Source organism: Nonomuraea ceibae (assembly GCF_019396325.1).
In the GTDB taxonomy this organism is placed as follows: domain Bacteria; phylum Actinomycetota; class Actinomycetes; order Streptosporangiales; family Streptosporangiaceae; genus Nonomuraea; species Nonomuraea ceibae.
Window position 1 is genome coordinate 15914 of sequence record NZ_JAHKRO010000081.1, and the last position, 22525, is coordinate 38438.

Here is a 22525-nt window from a genome sequence, read left to right on the forward strand (position 1 = left end):
TCCCTCTATGTCCGGGGCAAGACTCGCCAACCGCTACTCCCTGCTGCGGCCGCTCGGCAGCGGCGGCATGGGCCGGGTGTGGCTGGCCAGGGACGAGATGCTCGACCGCGAGGTGGCGGTCAAGGAGCTGACGCTGCCCGAGGGGCTGTCCCCCGGCGAGCGCGCCGAGCTGGTCACCCGGGCGGTGCGCGAGGCGCAGGCCACCGCGCAGCTGCGCCATCCGGGCATCGTGGCGCTGCACGACGTCGTCGTCGAGCACGAGCGGCCGTGGCTGGTGATGGAGCTGCTGCGCGGCCGCACGCTGGGCGAGGCGGTGCGGGCGCACGGCCCCATGCCGACGGAGTACGTGGCCAGGATCGGCGCCGACATGCTCGACGCGCTGTCGGCCGCGCACGCCCGCGGGCTGCAGCACCGCGACGTCAAGCCGGGCAACGTGTTCCTCACCGACAGCGGCCGGGTGGTGCTCACCGACTTCGGCATCGCGCGGCAGGAGGGCCAGGCGACGCTCACCGAGCAGGGCCTGATGATCGGCTCGCCCGGGTTCATCGCGCCCGAGCGGCTGGAGGGCGAGCCCGGCGGCCCGGCCAGCGACGTGTGGTCGCTCGGCGCGACGCTGTTCCTCGCGGCCACCGGCAGGGCCGCCTACGACGGCACCACCGCCGACCGGATCAGGGCGACGCTGACCCAGCCGGTCCCGGTCGCGCCGCAGCCGCTCGGCCCGCTGCTGGCCGCGATGATGGCGCGCCACCCGGCGGCCCGGCCGGTGGCGCCGCTGATGGCCCAGGCGCTGCGCCGGGTCGCCGCGGGCGAGCCGGCCGCGCTGCCGCCGCAGCACGACGCCACCGTGCCCGGCCACGTCAGGAAGCGGAGCAGGGCTGTGCTGTGGATCGCGTCGGCGGCGGCGCTGGCGATCGCGGCGGCCACCACCATCGTCTTCCTGGTCCTGAAAAATCAGGACAACGGGGTGCCGGCCGCCTTCACCGTGCCGATGGACCTGTGCACGCTGCTCCCCCCGGAGGACGTCGGCCTGCTGATGCGCACCCAGCAGATCCCCAAGGGCGTGCCCGCCTCCGACGAGTACGGCCCCGAGTGCAACTGGACCAAGCCCGGCATCGGCGTATCGGTGCAGCTCCAGAAGGACTCCGACACCCGCGACCCGTGGAGCATGACCCCCGTCACGGCCCGCAGCCTCTTCGCCAACCAGCAGCGCTACTGGGCCAAGCACGGGAGCTTCGGCTGGGTGTGGAAGGAGATCGGCGTCACCAAGCCGCAGGACGTCACCCGTACCTCCGTCAGGTCCTTCGGCGGTCTGGGCCAGGAGGCGTTCGCGTTCGAGCTGCTGGGGGAGACCGGCCGGATGCACTCGGCCATCGTCTACTTCCGCCTGGCCAACCTCGTGGTCGCCGCCGAGTTCACCAGGGTCGACGACCGCACCACCGACGACCAGATCAAGGAGTCCGCCCTGAGGGCGGCCAGGACGGCCGAGCGGGAGCTTCGCGGTGCGGGGTGACGGCTACGTGCTGGCGGGCCGCTACCGGCTCGTCGAGCGGCTCGGGGAGGGCGGCGCGGGCACGGTGTGGCGGGCCCGCGACGAGATGCTCAACCGGGAGGTCGCGGTCAAGCAGGTCCGCGTCCCGGCCGAGCTGTCGCCGCGTGAGCGCGCCGAGTTCGCCGACCGGGCCATCCACGAGGCCAGGTCCGCCGGGCGGCTGCGCGACCCGGCCATCGTGCTGGTCCACGACGTGGTGCTCACCGGCGAGCAGCCGTGGATCATCCTCGACCTGGTCAGCGGCCGGTCGCTCGACCGGGTGATCAAGGAGGACGGGCCGCTCCCGCCCGAGGCCGTGGCCCGCATCGGCCTGCGCGTGCTGTCGGCGCTGACCGTCGCCCACTCCCACGGCATCGTGCACCAGGACGTCAAACCGGCCAACATCCTGCTCGACGCCGACGGCTCCGCCATGCTCACCGACTTCGGCATCGCCGTCCCGCTCGGCGGGCGCGGCGACCGCTACGGCAGCGCCGGCTCGCCCGGCTACATGGCGCCCGAGCGGCTCAACGAGCAGCCCTCCGGCCCCGCCTCCGACCTGTGGTCGCTCGGCGCCAGCCTCTACACCGCCGTGGAGGGGCGGGCGCCGTTCGAGCGGGCGATGCCCGCCGCCGTCGCCGCCGCGGTGCTGCTGCACGACCCGCCGCCGCCGGTCCGGGCCGGGCGCGAGCTCGGCGGGCTGCTGCTGGCCATGCTCGCCAAGGACCCGGCCGTCCGGCCCGGCGCGGCGCAGGTCCGCGACGGGCTCCAGCGGCTGCTCGGCACGAGCACGGGCCCCGGCGCCGTCCCGCCGCGCGCCCTTCGCCGCCGCTGGTGGCCGGCCGTGGCCGCGCTCGCCGCCGTCGCCGTGCTGGGCGCCGGCGGCTGGTACGGCGTGCGCGCGCTCACCCAGGAGGACACCGGCCGGTTCGCCGCCGCGCCCGCCGCCTGCGGCCTGCTCACCGGCGCCCAGGTGACCGAGGTGATGAAGAGCGAGGTGCGGGGGCAGCAGACCAGACCCGGCGAGTGCGAGTGGCGCCTGAGCAAGGGGCCGCGCGAGATCTCCTCGCTCACCGTCAGGGTGTGGGCCGAGCGGCCCGCCGCCGGCCGGGGCGCGCCCGAGGTGGCCGTCCAGCGCTTCGCCATCGAGCGCGCCAGCCGCGCCGGAGCCGCGGGAAAGGCGTTCAGCAACCACGTCGGCAAGGTCCGCGACGTGCCGGGCCTGGGGGAGGCCGCGTTCGTCCAGAACTCCTTCCGCTTCTACAGCAACTCCGATCAGCTCGGCACCGGCACCAGCACCGTGCTGCTGCGCACCAGCAACGTGCTCGCCGAGGTGGTCTGGCAGCGCAGGGACCTGCCGAAGGACGATCCGGCCGACGAGGAGCCCGCCCGCGCCGCCGCCGCGATGGTCTCGGCCGCGTTGCGGTCCTGAACTGGTGCAAGCATCCTGCAACCGGGCTGACTAGCATGTTTCACCGCACGTCATGGCAAACCCCAGGAGTCCCTCGTGAATCCCGGTAGCGAGCACCAGCCGCCGACCCACCCGCACCCGGTGCCCGGAGGGCAGTTCGAGCCGCCGACCCAGCCGCCGATGCCGCCTCCCGTGCCGCTGCCCCCTCGGCCGCCGCGGCGCCGCCCGTGGATCCTGCCGGTCGTCGCCGCCACCCTCGTGGTGCTCGTCGGCGCGGGCGCGGGCGCCTACCTGCTGTACGGCCAGCTCACCCGGGGCCAGGGCATCGCCGGGCCGCCCGCCACGGGCCAGCCGTCCACGGCCGGGCTGACCAAGCCCGCCGCCGTGACCGGCCCCGACGTGTGCGCCATGCTGCCCAAGGAGGAGGCCGAGCGCCTCGTGCCCGGCGCGACCGTGTCCAAGGACTCCCGCGACAGCGAATACACGGTCAACTTCTCCTGCAACTGGAACAACCAGCGCATCTCCCACGGCGAGTGGTGGCGCAGCCGCGAGGTCGACGTCAAGGTCCAGCAGCACCGCGGCGACGGCGCCAAGACCGGCCGCGCCATGGCGCAGAACTCCTACGAGGTCGACTACGGCGGCGCCAAGTACGCCGAGACCGCCAAGCCCACGCCGAAGAAGGGCGAGAAGGACTACACCTCCCCGGTCACCGACATCCAGGGCGCCGGCGACGCCGCCTTCGCCCAGTACACCTGGCGCCGCTCCGGCAGCCTGATGTGGTACTCCTACGGCAAGGCGTACGCGCGCGTCCAGGACATCACGATCGAAATCCGCTACCAGGCGAGCCAGCAGCGCAAGGACGCGCAGATCCTCAGCAACGAGACCACCCAGTCCGTCACCGAGTCGAACGCGATCCGCGAGGTCAGCGGCCTGGTCAAGCACTTCGCCAAGGGCGTGGCCGACTGGAAGGCGCAGCACCCGGACGTCCTGGCGCAGCCGTACAAGGCGGCGACCGCCTCGCCCAGCGCCGCCGCCACGCCCTCGCCGACGCCGCTGGTCGTCTTCCCGCCCGTCTGCGAGACGGTCACGCCGACGGCCGCCAAGCTCGTGCCCGGCCACACGCCCCGGGCGCGCGGCCTGGAGGTGGGCGACGACACGCAGACCGAGTGCCGCTGGCTCAACCTGGACGTGCCCGCCGGCGACAAGGTGACCAAGATCCGCAGCGTGCTCATCACCGTGCACTCCTTCACCAACCGAGCCGGCGTGGCCGACGAGACCGCCGCCCGGTCGTTCTACACGGGCCAGCTCGGCGGCGACAAGAACCTGGCGCAGTCGTCGCTCGGCGGCATCTCGTGGGGCAAGGTGCGCGACGTGCCCGGCCTGGGCGAGGAGGCGTACAGCGTCTATGTCGGGACCCGTAAGGGCGAGGTGTTCGCGGGCAGCGGCACCGTGACCGTGCGGCGGGGCGCCGTCGTGGTGGAGATCGACTACGCGGGCGCGCAGCGGCCCAAGGGCGAGCCCGCGGCCTCCGGCAACGTCGTGCTGATCCCCGAGAAGGAGGGGCTCGACGGCGCGCTGACCATGGCCAAGGCGTTCATGCAGGCGCTGTCGCAGCAGCCGGTCGGCAGCTGACCCTCACGCGGGGGTGTCGCGCAGGCGCTCCACGCGGATGCCGCGCAGCAGCGCCTCCGACACGGCGACCGCGCACAGCAGGGCGGCCAGCAGGCCGGCGCCCGTGAGCAGCGCCACGGGCGCCGCCGCCACGTCGTGCGAGAGCGGCGGCGTCACCAGCGGCTCGGCGAACTGCGGGATCCGGCCCAGCGCGGCCCCGGCCGCGAGCAGCCCGGCGACCAGCCCGGCCAGCGTGCCGGCCGCCGCGGTGATGAGCTGCTCCAGCAGCAGCGCCACGCGCAGCGCCGCCACCTTCGCGCCGGACGCCTCCAGGGCGGCCAGCTCGTAGCCGCGCCGCTTGGCCGCCGTGTGCAGCGCCAGCACGGTGCGGCCGAGCGCGAGCGAGGCGGCGGCCAGCGCGGAGATCAGCAGCAGGACCAGGGCCAGTCCCGGACCCTGCCGGACGAAGGCGGCGGCCACCTCGCTCTCGTAGCGGGTGGAGACCACGGTGAGCCCCTGCTCGCGCAGCGCCCGCTCCAGCGCCGGGACGCCCGCCGCGCGGGTCCACACCTGGTAGACGGCCTGCTCGTGCACTCCGTACGCGATCCGGTCGGCCTGTTCCAGATCCATCACGACGCCGGGCCCGGTCAGGCCGGGCGCGGCCGAGGCCGTCGCGACCGCCCGCACGCCCGTGGCGAAGGCGTGGTCCAGGCCCGGCACCAGCTTGGCGCCCACGCCGACGACCACGGCGGCCGGCCGCGGATCGTAGGTGGCGGGCCGGAGCGTCTGGTTGTTCTGGAGCGAGACGACGAAGCCGCCGTCGTCACGGCCCGGGTCGCCGTCCACCCGCCAGCGCGGGGTGGGGACGCGCTGCCAGCGGCCCTCGTCCCGGAGCTCCAGCCGCGTCACGACGACCTCCATCCGCGGGATCGTCGCCTGCTCGTCCAGCGGGGTGAACTCGGCGTGCACCCGGCGCAGCTCGCACGGCGCGTCACGGCAGGACAGCGGCAGGTTCCACGCGTACGAGCCGCCGCCGCCCGGGCGCAGGACGCCGAGCGGGATCGCGGCGGGCTTGAGCCGGTCCGGGATGCGGAACGTGGCGAACAGCCGCACCTGCCAGCCCTCGGGCGGCACGTCATGGCGGGCCGTGAGCCGGAACCGGTCGCCGCTCACCATGACCCTGGGCGTCCCGGGTCCGGGCAGCGCCGCCGCCGCCTCGGCCAGCCGCATCCCACCGGCCAGCTCCGGGTCCCAGGTCGCGACGCGGGCCAGCCGTTCCGGGTCCGTGGCGATCAGCTGGGGCGGGCCCGGAACCTTGATCACCGGGGCTGCAGTGCCGCCCGGGTCGGCGGCTTCCACCGCGTCGGCGAACGCGCGCGGCCCGACCGGCTGGACCGTGATCGCCGCCGGGGCGCCGTTGTGGAAGGCGGCGGCCCGCCGGTAGTCGGCGGACGTGGCCGTCCACGCCGACACCGCGAACGTCGCCAGCCCGAACGCCGTGCCGAGCACGATCACGCTCCCCGTGGTGACCGGCCCGCGCGCCACCTGCCGCAACGCCAGGAACGGGCCGAGGCCGCCCCGCCGCCGGGTGAGGCCGAACAGCCGCCGCGCCAGCACCGGCAGCCCGCGCGCGGCCAGCAGCGCCACGCCCAGCGCCATCAGGCCGGGCACGGCCAGCGCGCTGGAGGACTGCCCCGTCGTGTCGCTGATCACCCCGCCCGCCAGCAGCTCGACCAGGCCGAGCGCCGTCACCACCAGCACGACCGCGTCCGGCACCCAGCCGCGCGCGCTGCGGCGCGGTGTGCGCCGCCACTCCTCGGTGACCGGGCGCGTCGCCACCCGCCAGGCCGACACGACCGCCGCCATCAGGCCACCCGCCGTCGCGGCCAGCCCCGCGTACGCCGCCTGCGCCGGGAACACGGCGGGGATGCCCGGCGGGAGCAGCGCCTCCACCATCGCCCGCGCGGCCAGCAGCCCCGCCGCCAGCCCGAGCGGCACGGCCAGCGCGAGCAGCAGCAGCGGCTCGGCCAGCGCGAACCGCCACACCCGCGCCCGGCCGTGACCGCGCAGCCGGGCCAGGGCGATCTCCGCGCCGCGCGCCCGTACCAGATCGCCCACGGTCTGGAACAGCAGCAGCCAGGCCAGCCCCACGAGCTGCGCCGACACCAGCAGCGTCGGCACGCCGAGCGTCTCCGAGCTCGTCGTCATCGCCCGCAGCGTGACGGGCATCCGTGAGTAGACGATGTCGCCGGTCTCGCGGCCCGCCGTGTCGGCCGCCGCCTGCAGGGCCGTCAGCGCGCCCAGGTCGGAGCCGAGGACGCGCCCCGCGTCGACGGTGACGATGGCGTAGTCGGTCCACCCGCCACGCTGCGCCGGGTCCGCCGTCAGCGCGGCGCCCGCGACGGCCGTCTCCTCGCGCGTCTGCGGCACCGTGAACAGCGGGTCGATCCGCGACGAACCGCTCTCGCCCCCGGGCGTGGTCAGCGAGCGGCCGAACCAGAACGGGTCGCCCGCCGACTCGTGCCCGTAGACGCCGACGACCTTCAGCGGCGCGGGCCGCAGCTCCGTGGTGCCGGGCTCGCGCCTGACCAGAGCCGCCAGCCGCACCTCTGAGCCGACCGCCATCCCCGACGCCCGGCTCGCCATCACCTCGCCCGCCGCCCGGGGGCAGCGGCCCTCGACCGGGCGCAGGCGCTCGCACTGGCCGTCCTGCCACACCAGGGTGTACGAGAGCTCCCTCGACAGGTCGGCGTCGCCGCTGGAGACCTCCATCCCGTACACCGGGGCGGCCGTGAACGACGCCGTCAGCGCGGCGGCCTTCGCCTGGATGCCGCCGGTCCTCGTCGTGTAACGCCAGCCGCGCCCGTCCACCGGCGCCGCCAGCAGCGCGTCACGGACCACCGTGGTGGCGGCCGCCGCCGTGTAGATCGGGCCCACCGCCGCGCAGGCGATCGGCACGACGGCGATGAGCAGCACGACCAGCGAGAGCGTACGGCGTTCCCACAGGCCGCGCAGGATCACGAGCCGGCCCTCCTGAGCACGATGCCGTCGTCCAGCGGCTCGATGCGGGCCATCGAGCCGGGCGGGAGCAGATGGTGGAACTCCGGCGGCACCTGCACCGCGCCCTCCCGGCCGACCACCACCAGGTCCTCGCCGCGCCTGCCCTCCGAGCCGACCCGGCCGTCGCGGATCGTCACCGTACGGCTCAGCGCCTCGCTGACCGCCACGTCGTGCGTCACCACCACCGCCGTCGTGCCGTCCGCCTGCGCCGCATGCTTGATCAGCTCGATCACCCGCGCCCCCGACGCGGCGTCGAGCTGGCTCGTGGGCTCGTCGGCCAGCAGGAGCGCGGGCGCGTTCGCCAGCGCCACCGCCAGGGCCAGCCGCTGCTGCTCGCCGCCCGACATCCGGTTCGCCGGCCGGTTGCCCGCGTCGTCCAGGCCGACCCGGCGCAGCAGCTCACGCACCCTGCCGCGATCCCGCCTGACCGCCCGCTGGGCGAACGCCACGTTCTGCGCGGCCGGCAGGTAGCCGATCAGGTTGCGGGCCGGGTTCTGCAGCACGGTGCCGATCCGCCGGGCGCGCAGCCGGTCCAGGCGGCGCTGGTCGAGCCGGCCCACCTCCACGCCGTCCAGCCACAGCCGCCCGGCGCTCGGCCGCAACAGCCCCGCCAGCAGCCACAGCAGCGTCGACTTGCCCGCCCCGGACGGGCCCAGCAGCGCCACCGTCTCGCCCGCGTCGATCACCAGGTCCACGTCGCGCAGCGCGACCACCTCGACGTCGCGGGCCCGGTAGATCTGCACGACCCCGTCGCAGCGCACCATGCTCGTGGGGCTCGTGGGGCTCGTGGGCCGCTCCCCGCCGCGCCAGGGTTCGTCGATCACGGGCCGCCCACCGCCTGCCGGGCCCGGGGCGCGCGGAGCTCGACCACCCGGTCGCACCGCTCGGCCACCTCGGGGTCGTGGGTCGCGATCAGCAGCGCGACGCCGTCACCGGCCGCCGCCAGCAGCTCCTCCAGCACGACCTCCCGGTGCCCGGCGTCCTGCTCGGCCGTCGGCTCGTCGGCCAGCAGCGCCACCGGCCGCAACGCCAGCGCCCTGGCCACCGCCACCCGCTGCTGCTGGCCGCCGGACAGCTCCTCCACCAGGTGATCGGCGAACCTCTCCACCCGCAGCCGCTCCAGCGCCTCCGCCGCCAGCCGCATCGCCTCACGCGGCGACCGGCCGGCCGCGCGCAACGCCACCTCGACGTTCTCGGCCGCCGTGAGCAGGCTCAGCAGGCCGTACGACTGGAAGACGAGCGCCAGCCCGGCCCGCAGCCCCGGCTGCTCGTCCAGCGGCACGCCGCCCACCAGCACCCGGCCCGCCACCGGCGGCGCCAGCCCGGCGAGCGTCGTGAGGAGGGTCGTCTTGCCCGACCCGGACGGGCCCATGAGCGCGACCCGCTCGCCCTCGCCCAGGTCGAGCGACAGATCCTCGACGACCGTGCGGCCGCCCGCACGGCAGGTGAGAGCGCGGCACGAGATCACCGGTCCGGGCGCCACGCGGAGATCCTCCGCCAGCCGGGGGCATACGTCAACAGTTAAAGATCCTGCAACTCCCCTGCAAGCGTGACAAATACGGTTATGTCAGCAAGCAGTACGTGAGCCGCGCGAGCACGCCTGCCCAGCACAGGGGCCTGGGCAGGACCGACGGGGATTCGCGCGGCTCACGACCGGGGCGGCTCGCTGCTTCGCCGCCTGGTGACGCGGCGGGGGCCGACCCAGGTCAGGGGGAAGCATCGACTTTGGTCGCTACCGCCCGCCCGTGCCCACCGCATAACCTCGGGAAACGTGAACGGACCCGAGCACGCCCCCGAATACCGGTGGGCCCTGCCGTCCGTGCTGCTCGGCGACGGCGGCGCGGGCCGGCCCGTGCGCCGCTCGACGCGCGACTGGATCGTCGACCTCACGCTCTTCCTCGGCGCCTGCGGCCTGACCCTGATGACCCTCGCCGAGATCCGCGACGCGCCCGAGCCCGTCCAGGCCGTCGAGCAGGCGCTGGGCGTGCTGTCCTGCCTCGCCGTCTGGCTGCGCCGCCGATGGCCGGTCGCGCTCGCGCTGGTCACCTTGACCCTGTCCTCCTCGCTGCTGCTCATCGGCGGGGCGGCCGTGGTCGCCCTGTTCACCGTCGCCGTCCACCGGCCGTTCAAAATCTCCGGGCCGGTCGCGCTGCTCGGCGTCCTCACCCTGGCGCCCAACGCGATGATCTGGCCCGACGCCGAGCTCGGCTGGCTCGGCACGTTCGTCTTCGGGCTGGCGATCCTGCTGACCGTGTTCGCCTGGGGCATCGTCATACGGGCCAGGCGGCAGCTCGTCTGGTCCCTCCGGCAGCGCGCTGACGGGGCCGCCGAGGAGGCCAGACGGCTGGAGCGCGAGCGGATCGCCCGCGAGATGCACGACGTGCTCGCGCACCGCCTGTCGATGCTCAGCCTGCACGCCGGCGCGCTCGAGTTCCGTCCCGGGGCGCCGGAGGCCGAGGTCGCCCGCGCCGCCGGCGCCATCCGCCAGGGCGCCCACCAGGCGCTCCAGGACCTGCGGGAGGTCATCGGGGTGCTGCGCCACTCCGGCGCGCCCGCCGACGACCCCGTCCCCGACCGGCCCCAGCCCACCCTCGACGACCTCCCCGCGCTGGTGGCCGAATGCCGCCGCGCGGGCCTCGACGTCCGCCTCGACCTGCACGTGGACCCGCCTGCCGAGGTGTCCGCAGAAGCGCCCTCCGACGTACGCGCCGCCGCGCCTGTCGTTGTGTCCACGGACGCGCCCGTTGCCGTGCCCGCCATCGTGCCTGCCGACGTGCCCGCCGCCCTTCCCACCGGCGCGCCCCCTGTCGGACCGGCCGCTGGAGGGTTTGCGCCGTCCGAGATGCCCGCGTCGCCCGAAGGGCCCGCGCCGTACGGAGGGCAGCGGTTGCCCGAGGCGCTGGGGCGCAACGTCTACCGGATCGTGCAGGAGGCGCTCACCAACGCGCGCAAGCATGCGGGCGGGGCACCGGCCACCGTGACGGTGACGGGTGCGCCGGGGCGCGGGCTGTCGGCCGAGGTACGCAATGCGCTGGGGTCCAGGCACAACGCACTCGGGTCGCGGCATGCCGCCCGCATCCCGGGGGCCGGGGCCGGGCTCATCGGGCTGGCCGAGCGGGCTGAGCTCGCGGGCGGCCGGTTGGAGCACGGGCCGACGCCGGACGGCGAGTTCGTGGTGCGCGCCTGGCTGCCGTGGCCCTGCCCGGAGGAGAGCGCATGACGGACCCGATCCCGGACCGGGTTCCCGAACCGACCTCCCTCCCGACCCCGGGCAGACGTCCTGGCCGGCCTCCGGGCCGACCTGCCGACCGGCCTCCGGACCGGTCCCTGGAGCAACCTCCAGGTCGATCCCGGGGCGGGCCGCCGGGTCGGCCTCCGGACCGGTCCCGGAGCGATGCCGGGGCGGTCGCCGAACCGATCTCCGGACCGCCCCCACAGCGGGTTCCTGGACCGGTCGCTGGGCCACCTCCCGGGGCCATGAGCGGGGCGGAGAACGGGGTGACGACCGGGGCGGTGAGCGGGCTGACAAGGGCGACAGGCGGGGTGATGAGCGAGTCAAGGCGTGGGCTGACGGCCGGGTCGGCGGCTGGGTCGATTCGGGTGCTGATCGTTGATGATGACGCGCTGGTGCGGGCCGGGCTGGCGATGATCCTGGGCGGCGTGGACGGGATCGAGATCGTGGGCGAGGCGGGTGACGGGGCGCAGGTGCCGCCGCTGGTCGCCGAGCACCGGCCCGACGTGGTGCTGATGGACATCAGGATGCCCGGCGTCGACGGACTGGCCGCGACCGAGGCGCTGCGGGCGACCAAGGCGCCGCCGGAGGTCGTGGTGCTGACCACGTTCCACGCCGACGCGCAGGTGCTGCGGGCGCTGCGCGCGGGTGCCGCCGGATTCCTGCTCAAGGACATCCCGCCCGTCGAGCTGGTGGCCGCGATCAGGAAGGTGGCCGCGGGGGAGCCGATCCTGTCGCCCGCCGTCACCCGGCAGCTCATCACCCACGTGTCGCACGGCGGCGCTGTCGGACGGGCCGAGCGGGCGCGCGGGCTGCTGGCCCGGCTCAGCGAGCGCGAGCGTGAGGTGGCGCTGGCGGTCGGGAGGGGCAGGTCCAACGCGGAGATCGGCCGCGAGCTGTACATGAGCGTGCCCACGGTCAAGGCGCATGTTTCGCGCATCCTTACCAAACTGGCGCTGAACAACCGGGTCCAGATCGCGCTGCTGGTCTACGACGCGAGCTGACGGGGCTGGGATTCCAGCTTTCCCGGGCTCTGTCGCAGCGGAGCCGTCCAGGCAGGCCACCGGTCCGTGAGGCGTACCGGCCGGAGGCGAGGCTGGGAGCGGGGATTTGGGGGCGGGGCTGGGGCGCCGTAGCTGGGGCGTGGGTGTCGGGTCCGCGAGGGCCGTGCCGGGTCCGGAGGGTGCCCTGCCAGGCCAGGAGGGTGCCGTGCCGGGTCCGGGGGATGCTGTGCAGGGTCCCTGGGGGACTGTGCGGGGTCCCGGCAGCGCCGTGTGGGCATCGGCGGGGTCAGGCCCTGGGGTTGCCGTGTCGGCTACGCGGGGTGCCGGGCCCGGGGGTGCCGCGTCCGGTCCCTGGGAGGGGGAGGGGCCGGGTCCGACTCCGTGCGTGCTGTGGTCGGGCCTGTGCGGGCTGTGCCGGGTTCGGAGAGGGTGCTGCCGGGGCCTGTGGGGGCTGCGTGTGGGGGTGCGAGGGTTGGACGAGCGCTTGTCCCATCTTGGGTGGCCGTTACGGACAGGTAGCGGGCAGCCGTACCCTTGTCTGAAAGGGCATGTCATGAAGGGACAGTGGGATGAGTTCAGCGGGTGAAGGCCTGTCTCGCCCGCTTCCCGAGCAGGTGCGGCTCAATGTGGTCGACCTCGCGGCCCAGGTTCTCGGTTCGATGCCCGCTGTGGCGGTGCCGGCGCCGTTGCGCGGCATCGCCAAGTTCGACCCGCGTAAGCGTGCCCGGCTGGGCAGTGCGCCGATCGCCGCGCAGTTGGAGAACGACAAGAAGTTCCGCGAGGTGGTCGCCGAGTCGGTGGCCTCCGGCTGGCCGGAGCTGGTGGCCTCGCTGGCCGAGGGCAACGTGCCGCCCGCCGCCGATCCGGTGCTGGTCGCCGCCGCGGCTTATCTCACGCGGCCGCCCGGCTGGGCCGACATGGTGGAGTCGGCCCGCGCCGACCTGGAGCAGTCCGCCGCCGCGGCCGAGGGGTCGGAGCGCGAGGAGGTCGTCTCCCGGCTGCGTGAGCAGCTCGCCGCGCAGAAGAGCGCGGCCAAGGAGGAGGCCGAGCGGCTGCGTGAGCAGTTGAAGGCGGCCCGCGGCGAGAACTCCGAGCTGCGCCGCAAGCTGCACGAGGCCCGCGAGCGCGCGAAGGGCGCGGTGCGGCGGGCCGAGGAGATGGAGCAGGCCGCGGAGGAGGCCAGGCACGCCGCCACGGCCGCCGGCAGCGCGGGGGAGTCGGAGCTGCGGCGGTTGCGTGAGCGCCTGGCCGATGTGGAGAAGCAGCTCGAAGCCTCGCGCCGGGCCGCGCGTGAGGGCCGCAGCGTCGAGGACGCGCGCATCCGGGTGCTGCTCGACGCGCTGCAGGACGCCTCGGCGGGGCTGCGCAGGGAGCTGGCGCTGCCCACAATGATCAGCCGGCCGGCCGACTCGGTCGCGGCGCTCACCGGTGAGCGGCCGGGTGTGCGCGGCGTGCCCGCCCGCGCGCTGGCTGACGACGACCCGCAGCTGCTCGATCAGCTTCTGGCGCTGCCGCAGGTGCATCTGATCATCGACGGCTACAACGTGACCAAGTCCGGCTACGGCACGCTCACGCTCGCCGACCAGCGCGCCCGCCTGATGACCGGGCTCGGCGGGCTGGTCGCGCAGACGCGCGTCGAGGTGACCGTGGTGTTCGACGGCGCCGAGCTCAACTCTCCGGTGCAGGTGGTGGCGCCACGCGGGGTGCGGGTGCTGTTCAGCGCGCCGGGTGAGATCGCCGACGACCTGATCCGCCAGCTCGTCCGGGCCGAGCCGCCCGGCCGGGCGATCGCCGTGGTGTCCTCCGACCGCGAGGTGGCCGAGTCCGTCAGGCGGATGGGCGCCAGGCCCGTTCCGTCCGCGCTGCTGCTGAGGCGGCTCGGTCGCGCATAGATGACGAATATGGCGTTTAGGTGAGGATTACTCGCCACTTCTGTACTATTTCGCCCCGAGGATGATCCCCTGGGAGGCGACGCTGTGAGGTTGGGCCGGGTGCCGCTGGCCGCGGGTCTGGTGTTCGGACTGGTGATGACCCCCGTCGGAGGGGTGCTGGCCGATCCCAAGCCGACTCTCGCGCAGGCGAGAGCGAAGCTCGACAAGCTCAACGACAAGGCCGACAAGGTCGTGGACCGCTACAACACGGCCACCGAGAAGTACAAAGAGGCCAAGGCGCGCTACAGCCGGCTGAACGACACGTACAAGCGCAAGCTGGCGACCGTCGCGGATCTGCGCGGCGAGGTCGTCAACATGGCCGTCGAGACGTACAAGCTGGGGGGCGACTTCTCGACCCTGCCCACCATGATGACCAGCGACGATCCGGCCGATCTGCTGTACGGGATGGCGTTACGCGGGCAGCTCGCGCAGGAGCGCACCCAGAAGCTCGCCGCCTTCGACCGGGCGAACCGGGGGCTGAAGGCCGACCGTGACCGCGCCGAGGAGGCGCTGGCCGCGGCCGACAAGGAGCGGGACGCGGTCAAGAAGGACCGGGCGGAGATCCTGGACCTCATCAAGGACCAGAAGAAGCTCCTCGACCGGCTGGGCGCGTACAAGGCGGGCAATCCCAACAGCACCGGCCTCAAGTACACGGGTCCCGCCTCGGGCAACGCCGCGGCCGTGCTGCGCTTCGCGTACGCGCAGGTCGGCAAGCCGTACGTGTTCGGCGGCACCGGGCCGGGCGGCTACGACTGCTCGGGGCTCACGCAGGCCGCCTGGCGGGCCGGTGGCGTTTCGCTGCCGCGCACGACCTGGCAGCAGTGGTCGTGGGGCGCCAGCCGCAAGGTGTCGCTCAACGCGCTGGAGCCCGGCGACCTGATCTTCAGCGAGGGCCTCGGGCACGTGAGCATCTATGCGGGCGGCGGCAAGATCGTGCATGCGCCGCAGACGGGTGACGTGGTGAAGGTGGTCACACTCTCGTCGTACGGGCGCCGTCTCGTGGGCGCCGTACGCCCCTGACAAGACGGGGTCGGCCCAAGTGTGAGGAGGGTCACACTTGGGTAACGAAACCCGCTGCTCCGGCGGGGGATGAGGACCTGACTCCCGGCGTGTCTGATCTTTACTCGCTTACTCAGGCTTTGCCATTACGTGACTTTTCGGCGTAACTTCTGGCGTCGCGGCGTTCCAGCCAGGACGCCCGCCGGTCACCATCGGGTCCCCCGATGTTCGACAGAGAGAACCATCCGCCGGTCACCGCGGCCAGCGCCCCCGAGGCGCGAAGACGCGGCGGTGGCCTGCCGAGTCCGTGCAGCCAGGAGGCACGGAGCCGGGGACCCAACGATCCCGTACGCGGTGATCAGGGGTGAATCGGCGCGTTCAGCGCCGTAGGGCGACTTCCAGGCCCGAATCCGTCAGCTAACCCGGTAGGCGTTCGTGGAAGCCCCTAGGAGCAATCCTGTCTACCCTCTCGCACAACCCCCGTCTGTCCCGTCTCGCCCTGAGTGGCGTAGCGCTGATCACCGTGACGGCCGGAGGTCTGGTCGTCCACGCCCCGACGGCGCAGGCGGCGACGACGAATGAGTTCGCCACCACTGCGGTGACCAAGACGGAGAAGTCCGTCAAGTCGTCGACGGTGGCCAAGGTCGCTCGGCAGAAGGCCAAGGCCCGCAAGGCCGTGGCCGTGGCCAAGAAGCAGATCGGCGACCCGTACCGTTACGGCGCCACCGGCCCCGGGTCGTTCGACTGCTCGGGCCTCGTCCAGTACGCCTGGAAGAAGGCCGGGGTGAAGATCCCGCGCGTGACGAACAGCCAGTTCGCGCGCATCAGGAAGAAGGTCTCCTACAAGCACCTGCAGCCGGGTGACCTGATGTTCTTCCGCGGGCTCGGGCACGTGGGCATGTACGTCGGCGACGGCAAGATGGTCCACTCGCCGAGAACGGGCCAGCGCGTGCGTGTCGAGAAGCTTCGCGGCTGGCGCAAGGCGTCGTTCGCGGGCGCGGTGCGTCCCGGTCTGTGACCTGCGCCGAAGGCCCCGTCCCCGACCCGGGACGGGGCCTTCGGCCTTCCCGGGCTCCGGACCGGGCTGACGCTCAGGATCGGCGGCTACGATCGGGCAGCGTGTCCGACAGGGGGTCCGGCAGCGGGCCTGGAAATGGGCCCGGCAGCACGTCCGGCAAGGGGCTCGGCAGCACGTCCGGCGGCGCGCCCGGCAGGGTGTCCGCGTGGATGCGTCGGCGGGTCGTGCCGGTGGTGCTGCTGGTTGTCGCGGCGTTCCTGGCCGGGGGGCCCGGCCCGGTCCCGGCGCCGGGAGGCGCCGCCATCGAGGCGGGGGTGCTCGCCGGCGTGCGGGCGCGCTGGGGCGACGGGCTCGACGTCGTACGCGGTGAGCGGTCGCTCGTCGCCGGGCAGGACGCGCCCCCCGGGCTGCTGGCGGACCTGGCGCGCCGGGCCGACACCGCGGGGCGGCGGGTCGGCGGAGTGCTGGGCGGCGACGTCCGGGCCGTGGTCCTGGTGCCCGCCTCGGCGCGGGAGGCCGCCGCGCTGGCCGGCGTCGCGTCGGTCGACGGGCTGGCGGCGGTGGCCGACCGGGGACGCGTGATCGTGGTGCCCGAGCACTTCGCCCGGCTCACCCCGGTCGGGCGTGACGTCGTGCTGGCGCACGAGCTGACCCACGTGGCCGCCGGGACCGACGGGCTGCCCGTCTGGCTGTACGAGGGCTTCGCCGACTACGTGGCCTACCGGGACGCCGGGCTGCCCGTCGAGGTGGCCGCCGCCGAGCTGGCCGCCGAGGTGCGGGCCGGGCGGACGCCGTCCGATCTGCCGGACGCGGCCGACTTCGTCCCCGGGGCCGACGCGGGCCGGCTCGCCCGCGCGTACCAGGAAGCCTGGCTGGTGTGTCGCTTCGTCGCCGCGCGCTGGGGTGAGAAGAGCCTGGTGAGGCTCTACCGTGATGCCCAGACGTACGGCGCCGGCCGGGCGCTGGCCTCGCTGGGGCTCTCGGCGGGCACGCTGACCCGGCTGTGGCGCGCGTACGTCCGGGACCGACTGGCGTGAGGGGACGCGACATGGACGACCGGCAGGAACGGCGCGAGACGACCGAACAGGACGTCGGCCCGCCCGCCACCCGCGCCCTCCAGAGGGCGGACGTCGCCGAGCCGTCGCCCGAGACGGGGGACGAGGACGTGGCCGGGGACGGGGACGGGCACGTGACAGGCGACGGGGGCGGGCGTGAGGCGAGGCTGCGGCGGGAGGCCGGGGCCGGGCTGGCCGTGCTGGGGGCGGTGATCGCCGGGGTGGTGGCGTTCACGACGCCGTGGACGGCGCTGCCCGCCGGGGCGCCCGAGGTGACGCCCGACCCGGCGCGTGACTTCGGCGCCGCCGAGATCGCCCGCTCGCAGGCGTTCGACGCGGCCACCAGCGTGCCGAGCTACCTGTCGCTGGGCGTCACGCTGGTGTTCGCCGGGCTGCTCGTGGCCACGCCGCTCGGCGCGAGGCTGCTGGGATGGCTGCGGGGCCCGTGGTGGGCGCGGGTGCTGCTGGGCGTCCTCGTGCTCACGGTGATCGAGGAGGCCGTACGGTGGCCGCTCGGCATGTGGTTCGAGGGCACGCTGCGCGACTTCGGGCTGTCCACGCAGGACTGGGCGGCCTGGACGGGCGACCGGCTCAAGAGCGTCGGCATCAACGCGGCCCTGCTGGCCGTCATGGTGCTGGCCGTGGTGGCGCTGGCGCGGCGGATCCGGCGCTGGTGGATCCCGGCCGCCGCCGGGGCGTTCGCGCTGACCGTGGGGGCGTCGTTCGTCTACCCGGTGGTGTTCGAGCCGGTGTTCAACGACTTCCACGCCATGCCGGACTCGCCGCTGCGCGCCAACCTGATGGCGATGGCCGAGCGTGACGGGGTGCCGGTGGAGGACGTGCTGGTGGCCGACGCCTCGCGCCGGACGACCGCGCTGAACGCCTACGTCTCGGGGTTCGGCGCGACCCGCCGGATCGTCGTCTACGACACGCTGCTCAAGGCGCCGCCGCGTGAGGTGGAGCTGGTGGTGGCGCACGAGCTCGGCCACGCGAAGAACCGCGACGTCCTGCACGGCACGCTCGTCGGGGCGCTCGGCGCGGCGCTGGGGGCGGTCCTGCTGTTCCTGGTGTTCGGAGCGGCACGGCGGCGTACGGGTGGTGCGCCGATCACCGATCCCCGGGCGGTGGGCGTGGTGCTGGGGCTGATGACGCTGGCGACGTTTCTGTCCGGCCCGGCGCAGAACGTGATCAGCCGCCACATCGAGGCCAGGGCCGACGCGCACGCCCTGGACCTGACGGGCGACCCGGCCACGTTCGTCGCGATGCAGAAACGCCTGGCAACAGCCAATATTTCCGACTTGTCGCCAGATGCGGTGGAATATGTGCTCTATGCCTCCCATCCCACGGCTGCCCAGCGGATCGCCATGGCCCGCTCCTGGGCCGAGCTGAACGGCCGCCCCCAGCCGTGAGCGCACCTCGCCGGGTGGTCGTCGTCACCAACGACTTCCCGCCGCGCCCCGGCGGCATCCAGTCGTTCGTGCACGGCCTGGCCCTGCGCACCCCCGGCGTGGCCGTCTACGCCCCGGCCTGGCCCGGCTGCGCCGAGTTCGACCGGCGGCAGCCGTACCGGGTCGTCCGGCACCCGGGCCGGCTGATGCTGCCGACGCCCGCCGTCGCCCGGCGGGCGGCGCGGCTGGTGGCCGAGCACGGCGCCGACACCGTCGTGTTCGGCGCGGCGGCGCCGCTCGGCCTGCTCGCGCCGCGCCTGCGCGCGGCGGGCGCGCGGCGGATCGTCATGCTCACGCACGGCCACGAGGCGTCCTGGGCGGGCGCGCCGGGGTTCCGCTCGGTGCTGCGCCGCATCGCCGGCCACGCCGACGTGGTCACCTACCTCGGCCCCTACACCCGCGCCCGGCTGGCGCCGGTCGTCCCCGAGGACAAGCTGGTACGGCTGGCCCCCGGCGTGGACGTGACGCAGTTCCGGCCCGACGTGGAGCCCCGGTGGCCCGGCGGCGGGCCGGTGGTGGTGTGCGTGTCCCGGCTGGTGCCGCGCAAAGGGCAGGACCAGCTCATCAGAGCCTGGCCGACGGTCCTGCGCGAGGTGCCGGGCGCGGTGCTGCTGCTGGTCGGCGGCGGCCCGCACCGGCGCAGGCTGGAGCGGCTGGCCGCGGGCAGCCCGTCGATCGTGTTCACCGGCAGCGTCCCGGCCGCCGACCTGCCCGGCTACTACGCGGCCGGCGACGTGTTCGCGATGCCGTGCCGTACCCGGTGGGGCGGGGTCGACGTGGAAGGGCTCGGGATCGTGTTCCTGGAGGCGTCGGCGACGGGGCTGCCGGTGGTGGCGGGCGCGTCCGGAGGCGCGCCCGAGGCGGTGCGGCACGGCGAGACCGGCCTGGTCGTCGACGGCCGCGACACCGGGGAGGTGGCCGCGGCCCTGATCGAGCTGCTGAGCGCGCCCGAGCGGGCGCGGAAGCTGGGCGAGGCCGGCCGCGACTGGATCGCCGCCGAATGGTCGTGGGACCGGGTCGCCGACCGCTTCCGCGCCCTGCTGTGATCCTCCCTGCCTGATCACCCCTTCGTGGACCCGAGCGTGAGCCCGGCGACGAACTGCTTGTGCAGGAGCTGGAAGACGATCAGCGTCGGCAGCGCGACCAGCACCGACCCGGCCGCCAGCAGGTTGTAGTCGGTGAAGAACTGGCCGCGCAGGTTGTTCAGCGCCGAGGTGACGGGCAGCTTGTCACCCGACGACATGAGCACCAGCGCCCACAGGAAGTCGTTGTACATCCAGGTGAACTGCAACGTCGCCAGCGCCGCCAGCACCGGGCGGCACAGCGGCAGCGTCAGCTTCCAGTAGCGCCGCCACACGCTCGCCCCGTCCACCAGCGCCGCCTCGGTGATCTCCTCCGGGATCGTGCGCATGAAGTTCGCCATGACGAACACGCAGAACCCGAACTGGAACGCCACATGGATGAGGATGAGCCCCAGGTAGGAGTCGTACAGCGCCTGGGAGTCCGACAGCCACAGCGGCAGCGGGACCAGCGTGTAGAGCGTGTAGAGCGGGGTGATGAGCACCTGCGGCGGCAGCAGGTTGCCCGCGGTGAAGACGATGAGCAGGGTCCGGCGCCCGGGGATCCTGGCCCGGGCGATGGCGAAGGCGGCGAACGAGGCCAGGAAGAGCGTCAGCAGCAGGGCCGGGATTACGATGATCAGCGTGTTGAGGTAGTAGCGGGGCAGCTCGGCCTGGCTCCACGCCTGCCCGTAGTAGTCCAGCGTGAGACTTTCGGGCAGCGAGAAGTAGCCGAGCCTGGCCGTCTCCTCGTACGGGCGCAGCGAGGCGTACACGGCCAGCGCCAGCGGCAGCAGCCAGCCCAGCGCCACCAGCGCGAGGAAGGCGTGCAGCAGGACGCGCAGCGGCCTGGCCCGCCGCCGGGCCGGGGCGAGGGCCGTCATCGTTCCTCCCTGAACAGCTGCGACAGGTACGTCACGATGAACCCCAGCGAGATCACCAGCAGCACCACCGCGATCGCCGAGCCGAACCCGATCCGGCTGGCCTCGCCCACGATGTTCTCCGTGACCAGCACCGACAGCAGTTCGAGCCCGTTGCGGCCCTTGTTGATCGCGTAGACGATGTCGAACGCGCGCAGCGCCTCGATCACCGTGATCACCAGCACGATCACGTTGACCGGCCGCAGCGTCGGGAACACCACCCGGAAGAACGTCTGCGCCTCATTGGCTCCGTCGATGGCCGCGGCCTCCTTCAGCGCCGGGTCGACGGCCTTCAGCCCCGCCAGGTAGATGATCATCACGTAGCCGACGTGCCGCCAGGCCGCCGCGACCATGACCACCCAGATGTTGACCGACCGGTCGCCCAGCCAGTCGACCGACAGCCCGGTGACCGCGTTCAGCACGCCGTAGTCGGTGGAGTAGACGAGCTGCGCGATGAACCCGACCACGGCCAGCGACAGCACCACCGGCAGGTAGAGCGCGCTCTGGTAGAACCGCGACAGCCGCAGCCGCCGGTCCAGCAGCACCGCGCAGAACAGGCCGAACGGGGTCGCGACCAGCCCGAGGAAGCCCAGCCACAGGACGTTGTTGCGCACGGCCGACCAGAACGGCGGATACTCGCCGGCCAGGTCGCCGTAGTTGCGCCCGCCGACCCACTCGATCGGCCCGAAGCCGTTCCAGTCGGTCGCGGACAGCACCACGGAGGCGAGCGTGGGCCCCCAGACGAGGCCCACGCTGGCGATGACGGCCACCCCCAGCCCGATGACCAGCACGGTCACGTCGCGGGCGGAGTAGCGACGGGTCTTGACGGCCATCAACGGAAGATGTTGGCCTTCTGCTTCTCGATGGACACGAGTAAGGAGTCGATCTCGGCAGGTTTGTCGATGAACGACTGCAGCGACGGGATCATCACGGTGGAGGCGAAGTCGGGCCGGGTGTCACGGTCGAGGAACTGGGCGATGTGCGACGCCTGCGAGACCAGCTCGGCGCCGCGCTTCTGCAGCGCGCTGTAGCCGCTGGTGTCGGCCTTGGAGCTGGCCGCCAGCGTGCCGGGGTCGGCCTCGGTGGCCACGTTCTGCGCGGCCGCCTGGGCGAAGTGCTTGATCAGCGCCTTGGCGCCGTCCACGTTCCTGGCCTTGGCGGAGACCATGTAGCCGTCGATGGGCGCGTCGATCGAGTCGGTGCCGTAGGCCGGGTTGATCTCGGGGAACGTGAAGAAGTCCAGGTCGTCCCGGTCCGCCTCGGGGAACTGCTGGGCGACGAACATGCCGAGCAGGTACATGCCGGTCTTCTTCTCCGCCAGCGACTGCGCCGCCTCCTGCCAGGTGCGGCCCAGCGCGGCCGGCTGGTGGTGCTCCAGCAGCCCGCGCCACGTCTCGAACACCTGCTTCACCCGGGGATCCGTCCACGACTCCTTCCCCGCCATGAGCGCGATGTGGAAGTCGTAGCCGTTCGTGCGCATGTTGATGATGTCGAACGTGCCCATCGCCGGCCAGCCGTCCTTGTCGGCGAACGCGATCGGGACCAGCCCGTCGGCCTTCATCCGCCGCGACAGCGCCGTCAGCTCGTCCAGCGTCTTCGGAGGCTCGTACCCCTTCTCCTCCCACACGCTCTTGCGGTAGAAGACCGCCCACGGATAGTACGTGAACGGCACGAAATACTGCTTGCCGTCGGTGCCCGTCGACGCCGCCTTGAAAGCCGGGGTGTAGTCGGCCCCGATCTCCCGCCACACGTCCGAGATGTCCGTCGCCAGGCCCTGCTCGGCGAAGAACTGCATCCGGTATCCCGCGAACCAGGTGAACACGTCGTCCGGGGTGCCGCGCAGGTAGCGGTTGATGTTCTCCTGGAAGGTGTTGTGGTCCACCGTGTTGACCTTCACCTGGCCGGAGGTGAAGCCTTTCAGCACGGTCTCCAGTGACTTCTTCGGCACCTCGTCCGAGGCGTTGGACCCCAGCGTCACGGCGCCGGCGGCCGTGTTGCCGGTCGTGCTGCCGCCGGGCGCGGGCGCGCCGGAGCCGCACCCGGTCAGGACGGCGGGCACGCCGAACGCTGCGGCGGCCCCTATCAGGAGATTGCGGCGGGAGAGTGGCGGACGTTGGTCCATGATGGTTCCTCCTTGCCGGACCCTCAAGTTCCCCCGAGTTCACTCACCCTTCATCGAAAACGCACCATTTCAAACTGTCAACGTGTGCGTTTCCGCCCCACGAACGCCGAAGAGGCCGCCGGACCCGCTCC

At 73.6% G+C, this 22525-nt stretch carries 17 protein-coding genes and 1 riboswitch; of the genes, 11 read left to right on the top strand and 6 right to left on the bottom strand.

Annotated features, from left to right (window positions below):
• Positions 1-7 precede the first annotated feature (7 nt).
• From KME80_RS35175 to KME80_RS35185, 3 genes are all read left to right on the top strand, one after another.
• Entirely contained in the window at positions 8-1510 is a 1503-nt protein-coding gene (locus tag KME80_RS35175) for a serine/threonine-protein kinase (RefSeq protein ID WP_219511159.1), read from the top strand.
• Entirely contained in the window at positions 1500-2957 is a 1458-nt protein-coding gene (locus KME80_RS35180; protein ID WP_219511161.1) for a protein kinase domain-containing protein, read from the top strand. Before KME80_RS35175 ends, KME80_RS35180 begins: the two co-directional genes overlap by 11 nt.
• Before the next feature lie 75 nt (positions 2958-3032).
• Positions 3033-4568, top strand: a complete 1536-nt coding sequence (locus KME80_RS35185; RefSeq protein WP_219511164.1) for a hypothetical protein — start codon at positions 3033-3035, stop codon at positions 4566-4568.
• 3 nt (positions 4569-4571) lie between these two features.
• Here the strand turns inward: KME80_RS35185 and KME80_RS35190 are convergent, their stop codons facing one another.
• The 3 genes from KME80_RS35190 to KME80_RS35200 are packed head-to-tail and all read right to left on the bottom strand — an operon-like array spanning position 4572 to position 9090.
• Positions 4572-7568 carry an FtsX-like permease family protein gene (locus KME80_RS35190; protein WP_219511166.1) on the bottom strand — a complete coding sequence of 999 codons (2997 nt, stop codon included), beginning with the start codon at positions 7566-7568 and terminating at the stop codon, positions 4572-4574.
• The gene (locus tag KME80_RS35195; protein WP_308126052.1) at positions 7565-8431 is read right to left on the bottom strand and encodes an ABC transporter ATP-binding protein; all 867 of its coding nucleotides are present in this window, start codon (positions 8429-8431) and stop codon (positions 7565-7567) included. The genes KME80_RS35190 and KME80_RS35195 overlap by 4 nt, the downstream gene beginning before the upstream one ends.
• A complete protein-coding gene (locus KME80_RS35200) occupies positions 8428-9090 on the bottom strand; it encodes an ABC transporter ATP-binding protein (RefSeq protein ID WP_219511169.1) in 663 nt (220 codons plus the stop codon). Before KME80_RS35200 ends, KME80_RS35195 begins: the two co-directional genes overlap by 4 nt.
• A 288-nt stretch (positions 9091-9378) precedes the next feature.
• Between KME80_RS35200 and KME80_RS50945 the strand changes: the two genes are divergently transcribed.
• The 8 genes from KME80_RS50945 to KME80_RS35240 all read left to right on the top strand — a co-directional run bounded on the left by KME80_RS50945 (position 9379) and on the right by KME80_RS35240 (position 19340).
• Entirely contained in the window at positions 9379-10827 is a 1449-nt protein-coding gene (locus tag KME80_RS50945; protein WP_308126053.1) for a sensor histidine kinase, read from the top strand.
• A gap of 326 nt (positions 10828-11153) precedes the next feature.
• On the top strand, positions 11154-11843 hold the full coding sequence (locus KME80_RS35210) for a response regulator (protein WP_219511171.1): 690 nt from the start codon (positions 11154-11156) through the stop codon (positions 11841-11843).
• Between the two features lie 659 nt (positions 11844-12502).
• Positions 12503-13735 (top strand): NYN domain-containing protein, encoded by a 1233-nt coding sequence (locus KME80_RS35215; protein ID WP_246646282.1) that lies wholly within the window; start codon positions 12503-12505, stop codon positions 13733-13735.
• Between the two features lie 84 nt (positions 13736-13819).
• Positions 13820-14794 carry a C40 family peptidase gene (locus tag KME80_RS35220; protein ID WP_308126054.1) on the top strand — a complete coding sequence of 325 codons (975 nt, stop codon included), beginning with the start codon at positions 13820-13822 and terminating at the stop codon, positions 14792-14794.
• Positions 14795-15060: 266 nt separating this feature from the next.
• Positions 15061-15220: riboswitch (cyclic di-AMP (ydaO/yuaA leader) on the top strand.
• Between the two features lie 76 nt (positions 15221-15296).
• Positions 15297-15791, top strand: a complete 495-nt coding sequence (locus KME80_RS35225; RefSeq protein ID WP_308126055.1) for a C40 family peptidase — start codon at positions 15297-15299, stop codon at positions 15789-15791.
• A 101-nt stretch (positions 15792-15892) separates the two neighbouring features.
• Positions 15893-16828, top strand: coding sequence for a hypothetical protein (locus KME80_RS35230; protein WP_219511177.1), 936 nt, complete (start codon positions 15893-15895; stop codon positions 16826-16828).
• Between the two features lie 11 nt (positions 16829-16839).
• Positions 16840-18255 (top strand): M48 family metallopeptidase, encoded by a 1416-nt coding sequence (locus KME80_RS35235; protein ID WP_219511179.1) that lies wholly within the window; start codon positions 16840-16842, stop codon positions 18253-18255.
• The gene (locus KME80_RS35240) at positions 18252-19340 is read left to right on the top strand and encodes a glycosyltransferase family 4 protein (RefSeq protein ID WP_219511181.1); all 1089 of its coding nucleotides are present in this window, start codon (positions 18252-18254) and stop codon (positions 19338-19340) included. Before KME80_RS35235 ends, KME80_RS35240 begins: the two co-directional genes overlap by 4 nt.
• Positions 19341-19354: 14 nt before the next feature.
• On the opposite strand, the gene KME80_RS35245 is transcribed toward KME80_RS35240, so the two are convergent.
• Genes KME80_RS35245 through KME80_RS35255 form a run of 3 tightly spaced genes read right to left on the bottom strand, consistent with a single transcriptional unit; the run spans position 19355 to position 22394 of the window.
• Positions 19355-20236, bottom strand: coding sequence for a carbohydrate ABC transporter permease (locus KME80_RS35245; protein WP_219511182.1), 882 nt, complete (start codon positions 20234-20236; stop codon positions 19355-19357).
• Complete coding sequence (locus KME80_RS35250; protein WP_219511184.1) at positions 20233-21105, bottom strand: carbohydrate ABC transporter permease; 873 nt, start codon at positions 21103-21105, stop codon at positions 20233-20235. The genes KME80_RS35245 and KME80_RS35250 overlap by 4 nt, the downstream gene beginning before the upstream one ends.
• Complete coding sequence (locus tag KME80_RS35255) at positions 21105-22394, bottom strand: ABC transporter substrate-binding protein (protein WP_219511186.1); 1290 nt, start codon at positions 22392-22394, stop codon at positions 21105-21107. The genes KME80_RS35250 and KME80_RS35255 overlap by 1 nt, the downstream gene beginning before the upstream one ends.
• Positions 22395-22525: the final 131 nt, after the last annotated feature.

What these genes read in the sequence shown, in the direction of transcription:
- KME80_RS35215 (WP_246646282.1), top strand. Translation starts at nt 12,503, where the DNA reads ATGCCCGCTGTGGCGGTGCCGGCGCCGTTGCGCGGCATCGCCAAGTTC.
- KME80_RS35175 (WP_219511159.1), top strand. Translation starts at nt 8, where the DNA reads ATGTCCGGGGCAAGACTCGCCAACCGCTACTCCCTGCTGCGGCCGCTC.
- KME80_RS35255 (WP_219511186.1), bottom strand. Translation starts at nt 22,394, where the DNA reads ATGGACCAACGTCCGCCACTCTCCCGCCGCAATCTCCTGATAGGGGCC.
- KME80_RS35245 (WP_219511182.1), bottom strand. Translation starts at nt 20,236, where the DNA reads ATGACGGCCCTCGCCCCGGCCCGGCGGCGGGCCAGGCCGCTGCGCGTC.
- KME80_RS35210 (WP_219511171.1), top strand. Translation starts at nt 11,154, where the DNA reads ATGAGCGAGTCAAGGCGTGGGCTGACGGCCGGGTCGGCGGCTGGGTCG.
- KME80_RS35235 (WP_219511179.1), top strand. Translation starts at nt 16,840, where the DNA reads ATGGACGACCGGCAGGAACGGCGCGAGACGACCGAACAGGACGTCGGC.
- KME80_RS35250 (WP_219511184.1), bottom strand. Translation starts at nt 21,105, where the DNA reads ATGGCCGTCAAGACCCGTCGCTACTCCGCCCGCGACGTGACCGTGCTG.